This is a genomic window from Streptomyces sp. NPDC008086 (assembly GCF_042957325.1).
In the GTDB taxonomy this organism is placed as follows: domain Bacteria; phylum Actinomycetota; class Actinomycetes; order Streptomycetales; family Streptomycetaceae; genus Streptomyces.
The window spans coordinates 173,550-181,483 of sequence record NZ_JBIBIA010000011.1; the positions used below are offsets into that span (position 1 = coordinate 173,550).

Genomic DNA, 7,934 nt, shown 5'->3' on the forward strand with positions numbered 1-7,934 from the left:
CTGCGGCACCAAAGCGCCCCGCCGATCTTCCCCCGTCGGCGGGGCGCCTCTTTGTGCGACCTGCTGTCCGGCCGAGCCGGTCGTCAGCGGCGGCGGTACGACTCCACGTAACCGCTCGCAGGCGTACCCACGCCCGTCACGTCGTCGTAGCCCTTCACGGCCTGCAGTGAGCTGTCCTTGCCCAGGCTGCGCACCGAGGTGCTCAGACCGCCCGTCGCGTCATAGCCGTTGACGAAGTCGACGCGCGCCACGGCGAGCCCCGACCCCGTCGGGTTGTCCGTGACGTCGTGGTACGCCTTGGACCCGTACCGCGCGTAGATCGACGGATTGGCGAAACCGATCGGCTTCCCGCCCCCGGCCTCCTGCGCGAGGGCCTGGACGGCCGCGATGACCGGCGCGGCCAGCGAGGTGCCGCCGATCCGGTACTCGTCGTAGGCCTGCGTCCGCCCGTCCGGCATGGTCTGCGTCTGACCCACCAGGAACCCGGTGTTGGGGTCGGCGATGGCCGCGATGTCCGGGACGACCCGGTTGCCGTCGGCGCTGTTGGCCTTGGCCAGCGCGTCCGGCACGACGCCCTGCTGCCAGTACGGCTCGGCGACCGTCCTGCTGGTGCCGCCGCCCGCGCCCGAGGTGAACGCGCCGGGGAAGTCGGTCCAGCTCTTGCCGTCGGCCGACAGGACCGCCTTCTGCGTGCCCCAGCCGGTCTCCCACAGGTACTTGTCGCCCTTGCCGACCGCCAGCGAGGTACCGCCGACCGCCGTCACCCACGCCGAACTCGCCGGGATGTCGACCTGCTTGGTGCCGCTGCTCGCGACCTCGTCGCCGTCGTCGCCGGAGGAGTAGTAGAAGCCGATGCCCTCCACCGCGCCGAACTGGAAGACCTGGTCGTAGGCGGCCGCGAGGTCGGGCGTCTGGGCGGCCTCCACCTCGCCCCAGGAGTTGGAGACGATGTCGGCCAGGTGGTTGTCGACGATCTTGCCGAGCGAGTCGAGCAGGTCCTCGTCGTAGCAGGAGGCGGCGCCCACGTACGTGACCTGCGCGCCGGGCGCGACCGCGTGCACGGCCTCGACGTCGAGGGTCTCCTCGCCGTACCAGCCGGCCGCACCGCACTCCTCGGTCCGGGTGTACTTCGCCGGCAGGACCTGACGCAGCTGGCCGGTGGTCCAGGCCGCGTCGCCGTTCCGCTTCGCGTAGGTGGCCGCGTCGTAGGCGATGGTCGGGGAGGCGTACGCGTCGGTGATGGCGATGCGCACGCCCTTGCCGGTGTGCTTGCCCGCGCCGTACGCGGCGCGCAGCTGCTTGCCCGTGTAGCCCTTCACGGCGTACGGGATCTTCGTGCCGTACGCGTCCGGCAGCGTGCTCGCCACGTTCGAGCCGTGGTACGCCGAGAACGGCCCGGCGTTGCGGAACACCGTCTCCGGCGGCGGGAGTTGGTCCTTGTGGCGGGCCAGGTGCGGGGCGTTGTCCAGGCCGGTGACGGTCAGGACGGCGTCCCTCAGCGTGTCCGGCACCGAGACGGCCGCCATGGGAGCGCGGTAAGTCCTCGCGCCCTTGGCGTAGTTGTGCAGCTGCGTGCCGAACGCCTTCTCCGCGGCGGCCACGTCACCGGAGACGGCGACATAGTGCTGCGTGACGCCCGTGACCTTGAGGCCGGCGGAGGTCAGCCACTTCTTGACGGCGGCGACCTGGGCCTTGGTCGCGCCGAAGCGGGCCCGCGCCCGGTCGGCCGACAGGTACTTGCCGTACGAGGCCGAGCGCGGGTCCGACACGGCCCTGGCGTAGGCGGCGAGGCCGGTCGCGTCCCGGCCCGCGAGGTAGACGCGCACGGCGACCGGGGCGCCGTCCGAGGTCGCGCCCTTGTCCGCCTTGGCCGTGGCCCACGCGGGCTTGGTCCCGGCGAGCCGGTCACGCCCCGGGTTGTCCGCGGCGTGCGCCACCGGTATGCCGAGCGCCAGCGCGCCGGTGAGCAGAGGCAGTGTCGCCGCCAGACTCACGGAGGTGCGCAGCGCGGCACGTCGAGATCTCATGGAACCCCCTGTGCGATTCGTGTGCGAGTGGATCACCCGACGGGGGCCACTCAACCGCCGAACCGTTCACGCGAGGGGAATGCCAGGACCAAGAAGATCCCAACTAACCTAATGACAAAGCCATTCCACAGCCGTACGGACCACCCCCGTACGTACTACGCGTCCGGCTTCGCGCCCCGCTTCTTCAGCAGGTCCGTCATCAGGTCGATCTCCGACTGCTGCGCGTCCACCATGCCCTGGGCGAGCCGCTTCTCCACCTCGACGCCGCACCTGTCGACACAGCCCTCGGCCATGTGGATGCCGCCCTTGTGATGGGCCGTCATCAACTGGAGGTAGAAGACCTCGGCCTGCCTGCCGCTGAGACCCTGGAGCTTCTTCAGCTGGGCGTCGGTCGCCATGCCCGGCATCAGCGAGCCGTCCCCGGCGGAGGGCATGTCACCCATGCCCATCCAGGTCATCGGCGGCTGCGCCGACACCTTCGGCAGCCCCCACAGATCCAGCCAGCCCAGCAGCATGCCGCGTTGGTTGGCCTGCGTCTGCGCGATGTCGTACGCGAGCAGCCGCACCTCCTTGTCGTCCGTGCGGTCCCGCACGATGTACGACATCTCCACGGCCTGCTGATGGTGCACCGCCATGTCCCGTGCGAACCCGGCGTCCGCCGAGTCGGCGGACGGCGTCCGGCTCGCACCGCCGTCCTCGGCGACGGCGTAGGTGAGCGCGCCGACCGCGACGAGCACGGCCGCCGCGGTCCCGGCGATCCAGCCGACGTGCCTCTTCACTCCGACAGACCACCCGTGCACGCCGCGCCCGGCTCGGGCGTCTGCTTGCCCTGGACGTACGTCTCGAAGAACTTGCCGACGTTCGGGTCGTCCGCGCCCGTCACACTGCGCTGGTGCCCCCACGCGGTCAGCATGATCGGGTCCTTCTGCTTCTCGTCCGGGCTCATCAGCGTGTACGGCGTCTGCTTCACCTTCGCCGCCAGCGCCTCGACGTCGCTCTTGGCCGCCTTGGACGTGTACGTCACCCACACGGCGCCGTGCTCCAGCGAGTGCACGGCGTGCTCGTTCTTGAGCTCCTTGGTGTAGACGTCGCCGTTGCAGTTCATCCACACCTGGTTGTGGTCACCGCCGACCGGGGGCTCCGAGGAGTACTTCACGCTCTTGGCGACATGGGTGCGCCCGAGCTTCCCCTCCCACGTCCGCACGCCGTCCTTGCCGGTGACGAACTTGCCGGGGGTACTCGAGTCGACGGCTTCGGCGCCGTCGTCGGACTGCGACCGGATGAGCACGACACCGCCGACGACGAGACCGGCGACGACCACCGTGCTGGCCACGATCGTGAGGATGCGGTTGCGACGCTCACGAGCACGCTCGGCACGCCGCATCTCTTCTATCCGCGCTTGGCGCGAAGTCCTGCTCTTGTTCTTGGCGGAGCCCATGAGGCGTTGTCCTTCTGGCGAAAGGGACGGTCGGGTCCGCTGATCGTAAGGGGGAAGGTGGGACGTCTCGTAGGGCGGGCGCGGGAAAGGCCGGTGGAACGGCTGGATCGTTCCGATCCGGCCAATATTTTGAATCGCGGATGCGCATTATCTACGCTGCGCAACATGCGGCTGTTGCGCTCCACCGACCTGGCACTGCGCCTTCTGATGCGGCTCGCGGTGCTGGGGGACGCCACCCCGACGACCCGCGAGGTCGCCGCCGACATGGAGGTGCCGTACACGCACGCCGCCAAGGTGGTCGCCGAGTTGCAGCACATGGGCCTGGTGGACGCCCGCCGGGGGCGCGGCGGCGGGCTCTCGCTCAGCGACCGGGGCCGTACCGCGTCGGTCGGCGCGATCGTGCGGGCCTTCGAGGGCGACGGCGACGTCGTCGAGTGCGAGGGCGAAAACCCCTGCCCCCTGCACTCCGGCTGCCGGCTGCGCGGCGCGCTGCGGCGGGCCCAGGAGGCCTTCTACGCCTCGCTGGACCCCCTGACGGTGACCGACGTGACCGCGGATCCCACCGGGCCGCTGCTGCTGCGGATCGGCCGGACGCCCTGAGCCCCGGCTCCTCGGCTCAGCCCGCCTGCGCCAGCCAGAGGTCGGGCCCGAACACCTCGTAGTGGATGTCCGCGGGCGCCACCCCCTTCTCGATCAACTGCGCCCGCACCGCCCGCATGAAGGGCAGCGGCCCGCACAGGTACGCGCGCGTGCCCTGCGGTACGGCGACGTCGGCGAGGTCGACCAGGCCGGTGCGGTGGGACGCCTCGGTGTCGTCGGCGCCCGCCTCGTAGAAGAAGTGGACGGACGCGTCCGCCAGCTTCTCCGCGTACGCCTCGTGGTCGGCGCGCAGGGCGTGCCCGGCGGGGGAGCGGTCGCCGTGCACGACGACCACCGGGCCCTGGTGTCCGGTGTCCACGAGGTGCCCCAGCATCGCGACGACCGGCGTCACGCCGATGCCGGCGGAGGCGAGGAGCAGCGGGGCGGCGTCCGTGTCGCCGAGCACGAGATCGCCGGACGGCGCCGACAGGCTCAGCCGGTCGCCGACCCGCACGCGCGCGTGCAGGTGGTTCGAGACCTCGCCGTCGGGAGCCGCCTCCCCCAGGACCCGCTTCACACTGATCTGGCGTACGGGTGAGCCCGGGGCGGCGGAGAGGCTGTACTGCCGTATCTGCCGGGCCCCGTCCGGCAGCCCGACCTGGACGGAGACGTACTGCCCCGCCCGGAAGTCCGGCGCCGGGCGCCCGTCGGCCGGCCGCAGCCGGAAGGTGGCGACATCGGCGGTCTCCTCGACCCGCCCGACGACCTCCCACTCCCGCCACTCGTTGCCGCCCCGCTCCTCGTAGAGCCGCTTCTCGATCGCGACCAGCGCGTTCGCCATCAGCCAGTAGACCTCGTCCCAGGCGGCCGCGACCTCGGGCGTGACGGCCTCGCCGAGCACCTCGACGAGGGCGGCGAACAGGTGCTCGTGGACCAGCGCGTACTGCTCCGCCGTGACGCCCAGGGAGGCGTGCTTGTGGGCGATGCGCCCCAGCATCGCGTCGGGCCGCTGATCGGGGTGGTCCACGAGGTGCGTCGCGAACGCGGCGATCGACCCCGCGAGGGCCTGCCGCTGGGTGCCGGCCGCCTGGTTGCCGCGGTTGAAGAGGTCCCTCGACAGCTCGGGGCGGGCGCCGAACAGACCGGCGTAGAAGCGCTCGGTGATCTCACCGATGGCCCCGCCGACGACGGGAAGGGTGGCACGCACGGTGGCGGCGGACTGCTCGGACAGCATCGGGTCTCCTCAGGCTCGATCGGGCCGATCCGGTGCCATCATTAAAACTTGCATCCAAGATGCAAATTAAAGCGGGGTGGGTCCTGTGGGGCCGGGCATTACGGATGTCGGTCCGAGCAGGCAAGATGGGCGGCAGAGCAGTACACCGGGCACCACGGAGGGACACCCGCCGTATGCCGGGCGTTCGCCCCTCAGTCGCTTCGGCGATCAAGGTGCGCAACGCGCCTGAAACGGTGTTGTGGTGTGATGCTCAGGTGCCCGACCGCCTCCCGCTGCACCGGGGACAGGCGGCCTGACCAGCAAGGATGGGGAAGCGGAAGATGGACAAGCAGCAGGAGTTCGTGCTCCGGACGTTGGAGGAGCGCGACATCCGGTTCGTACGCCTGTGGTTCACGGACGTGCTGGGCTTCCTCAAGTCGGTCGCCGTGGCCCCCGCCGAGCTGGAGCAGGCCTTCGACGAGGGCATCGGCTTCGACGGCTCGGCGATCGAGGGCTTCGCCCGGGTCTACGAGTCCGACATGATCGCCAAGCCCGACCCGTCGACCTTCCAGATCCTGCCCTGGCGCGCCGAGGCCCCCGGCACCGCCCGGATGTTCTGCGACATCCTCATGCCGGACGGCTCCCCGTCCTTCGCGGACCCGCGCTACGTCCTCAAGCGCGCCCTGGCCCGCGCCTCCGACCTGGGCTTCACCTTCTACACCCACCCCGAGATCGAGTTCTTCCTCCTGAAGGACCGGCCCCTGGACGGCTCACGCCCGCAGCCGGCCGACAACTCGGGCTACTTCGACCACACCCCGACCAACGTCGGCATGGACTTCCGCCGCCAGGCGATCACCATGCTGGAGTCCATGGGCATCTCGGTCGAGTTCTCCCACCACGAGGGCGCCCCCGGCCAGCAGGAGATCGACCTCCGCTACGCCGACGCGCTGTCCACGGCGGACAACATCATGACGTTCCGCCTGGTCATGAAGCAGGTGGCACTGGAGCAGGGCGTCCACGCGACGTTCATGCCGAAGCCGTTCTCCGAACACCCCGGCAGCGGCATGCACACCCACCTGTCCCTCTTCGAAGGCGACCGCAACGCGTTCTACGAGTCCGGCTCCGAGTACCAGCTCTCCAAGGTCGGCCGCTCCTTCATCGCGGGCCTCCTCCGCCACGCGGCGGAGATCTCCGCGGTCACCAACCAGTGGGTCAACTCCTACAAGCGCATCTGGGGCGGCTCCGAGCGCACCGCGGGCGCCGGCGGCGAGGCCCCCTCCTACATCTGCTGGGGCCACAACAACCGCTCGGCCCTCGTCCGCGTCCCGATGTACAAGCCCGGCAAGACGGGCTCCGCCCGAGTCGAGGTCCGCTCCCTGGACTCCGGCGCCAACCCCTACCTGGCCTACGCCCTCCTCCTCGCCGCCGGCCTCAAGGGCATCGAAGAGGGCTACGAGCTCCCTCCGGGCGCCGAGGACGACGTCTGGGCCCTCTCCGACGCCGAACGCCGCGCCATGGGCATCGAACCCCTGCCCCAGAACCTCGGCGAGGGCCTGACCCTGATGGAGCGCAGCGACCTCGTCGCCGAGACGCTGGGGGAGCACGTCTTCGACTTCTTCTTGCGCAACAAGCGGCAGGAGTGGGAGGAGTACCGCTCCGAGGTGACGGCGTTCGAGCTGCGCAAGAACCTGCCGGTTCTGTAGCGCCCCATCGCCGTGGGGCGCGGGAATGGTCGCGACCGCGGCCCGTCGTGGGCTGGTCGCGCCCACGCGGCGGAGCCGCATGTCGACACAGCCCCGCGCCCCTGGGTGGGCTACTGCTCCGCCAGTTTCGACAGGACCTGATGCAGGGGTTCGGTGGCCCTACGGCGGTACTCCTGGATGGACCAGCCGTTGCCGTCCGGGTCCTTGAAGTACATGAAGGTGGCGCCGTCGTCGGGGGAGTACTGGACGGGCTCCGAGATCTCCAGACCCCGTTCCACCAGTTCCGCGTGGGCCGCATTGATGTCGGCGACGCAGAGCTGGAGGCCCTGGTAGGAGCCGGGCTCGGGGACGGTCTCGCCCTTGGTGAGGTCCCAGATGCTGTCGCCGAGGGCGATCGAACAGCCGGAGCCCGGCGGGGTCAGCTGGACGATACGCATGCCCGGCATGACCTCCTGGTCGATGTCGACGTGGAAGCCGACCTTGTCCCGGTAGAAGTCACGGGCCCGGTCGATGTCGCTCACGGGCAGCGGGATCACTTCGAGGGTGAAGTCCATTACCGGTCCTCCATTGAGAATCACCAGCGGGTCTGACTGAACGGCTCACCCCCACCGAAGCGGAAAACGATGCTCTGCGCCACGTGAGGATCAGGTTCCGTATTTTCAAGGGCACCGGCGTCGATGCGGGCCCTGCTGGGGGCTGCGCCCCCAGACCCCGCTGTCGGCCCTGCGGCCTCGTCCTCAAACGCCGGACGGGCTGAGAGTGCCCGGGCCGGCGTCGAGAGTCGCCGTTCCCTGGCTGGCGTACCTCCACCGAGCCCGCGGTCGCCTACGGCGGCCAGGGGACGTGTCGGGGGGTGTCCGCCCGCAGAGTCCGGTGTCAAGACACGGCACCTCTCGCGCAACGCTCACCACCGGACCGAGGACGGACACCCCCCGACACGGCCCCGACCCACACCCCACCGAACCGCGCGACAC

General features: G+C 70.4%; 7 protein-coding genes. 2 read left to right on the forward strand and 5 right to left on the reverse strand.

Annotated features, from left to right (window positions below):
- Positions 1-83: 83 nt before the first annotated feature.
- The 3 genes from ACFZBP_RS35335 to ACFZBP_RS35345 all read right to left on the reverse strand — a co-directional run bounded on the left by ACFZBP_RS35335 (position 84) and on the right by ACFZBP_RS35345 (position 3,465).
- On the reverse strand, positions 84-2,027 hold the full coding sequence (locus tag ACFZBP_RS35335) for a protease pro-enzyme activation domain-containing protein (RefSeq protein WP_391419388.1): 1,944 nt from the start codon (positions 2,025-2,027) through the stop codon (positions 84-86).
- 155 nt (positions 2,028-2,182) lie between these two features.
- Complete coding sequence (locus tag ACFZBP_RS35340; protein WP_383450806.1) at positions 2,183-2,806, reverse strand: DUF305 domain-containing protein; 624 nt, start codon at positions 2,804-2,806, stop codon at positions 2,183-2,185.
- Positions 2,803-3,465 (reverse strand): DUF3105 domain-containing protein, encoded by a 663-nt coding sequence (locus ACFZBP_RS35345; RefSeq protein WP_383450810.1) that lies wholly within the window; start codon positions 3,463-3,465, stop codon positions 2,803-2,805. Before ACFZBP_RS35345 ends, ACFZBP_RS35340 begins: the two co-directional genes overlap by 4 nt.
- A 165-nt stretch (positions 3,466-3,630) precedes the next feature.
- Between ACFZBP_RS35345 and ACFZBP_RS35350 the strand changes: the two genes are divergently transcribed.
- Positions 3,631-4,065, forward strand: a complete 435-nt coding sequence (locus ACFZBP_RS35350) for an Rrf2 family transcriptional regulator (RefSeq protein WP_391419391.1) — start codon at positions 3,631-3,633, stop codon at positions 4,063-4,065.
- Positions 4,066-4,081: 16 nt separating this feature from the next.
- Here the strand turns inward: ACFZBP_RS35350 and ACFZBP_RS35355 are convergent, their stop codons facing one another.
- On the reverse strand, positions 4,082-5,278 hold the full coding sequence (locus ACFZBP_RS35355; RefSeq protein ID WP_391419394.1) for a globin domain-containing protein: 1,197 nt from the start codon (positions 5,276-5,278) through the stop codon (positions 4,082-4,084).
- A gap of 320 nt (positions 5,279-5,598) precedes the next feature.
- On the opposite strand from ACFZBP_RS35355, the gene glnA reads away from it, so the two are divergent.
- A complete protein-coding gene (gene glnA / locus ACFZBP_RS35360) occupies positions 5,599-6,960 on the forward strand; it encodes a type I glutamate--ammonia ligase (protein ID WP_062719336.1) in 1,362 nt (453 codons plus the stop codon).
- 110 nt (positions 6,961-7,070) lie between these two features.
- On the opposite strand, the gene ACFZBP_RS35365 is transcribed toward glnA, so the two are convergent.
- Positions 7,071-7,514 carry a VOC family protein gene (locus ACFZBP_RS35365; RefSeq protein ID WP_391419398.1) on the reverse strand — a complete coding sequence of 148 codons (444 nt, stop codon included), beginning with the start codon at positions 7,512-7,514 and terminating at the stop codon, positions 7,071-7,073.
- Between the last annotated feature and the right edge of the window lie 420 nt (positions 7,515-7,934).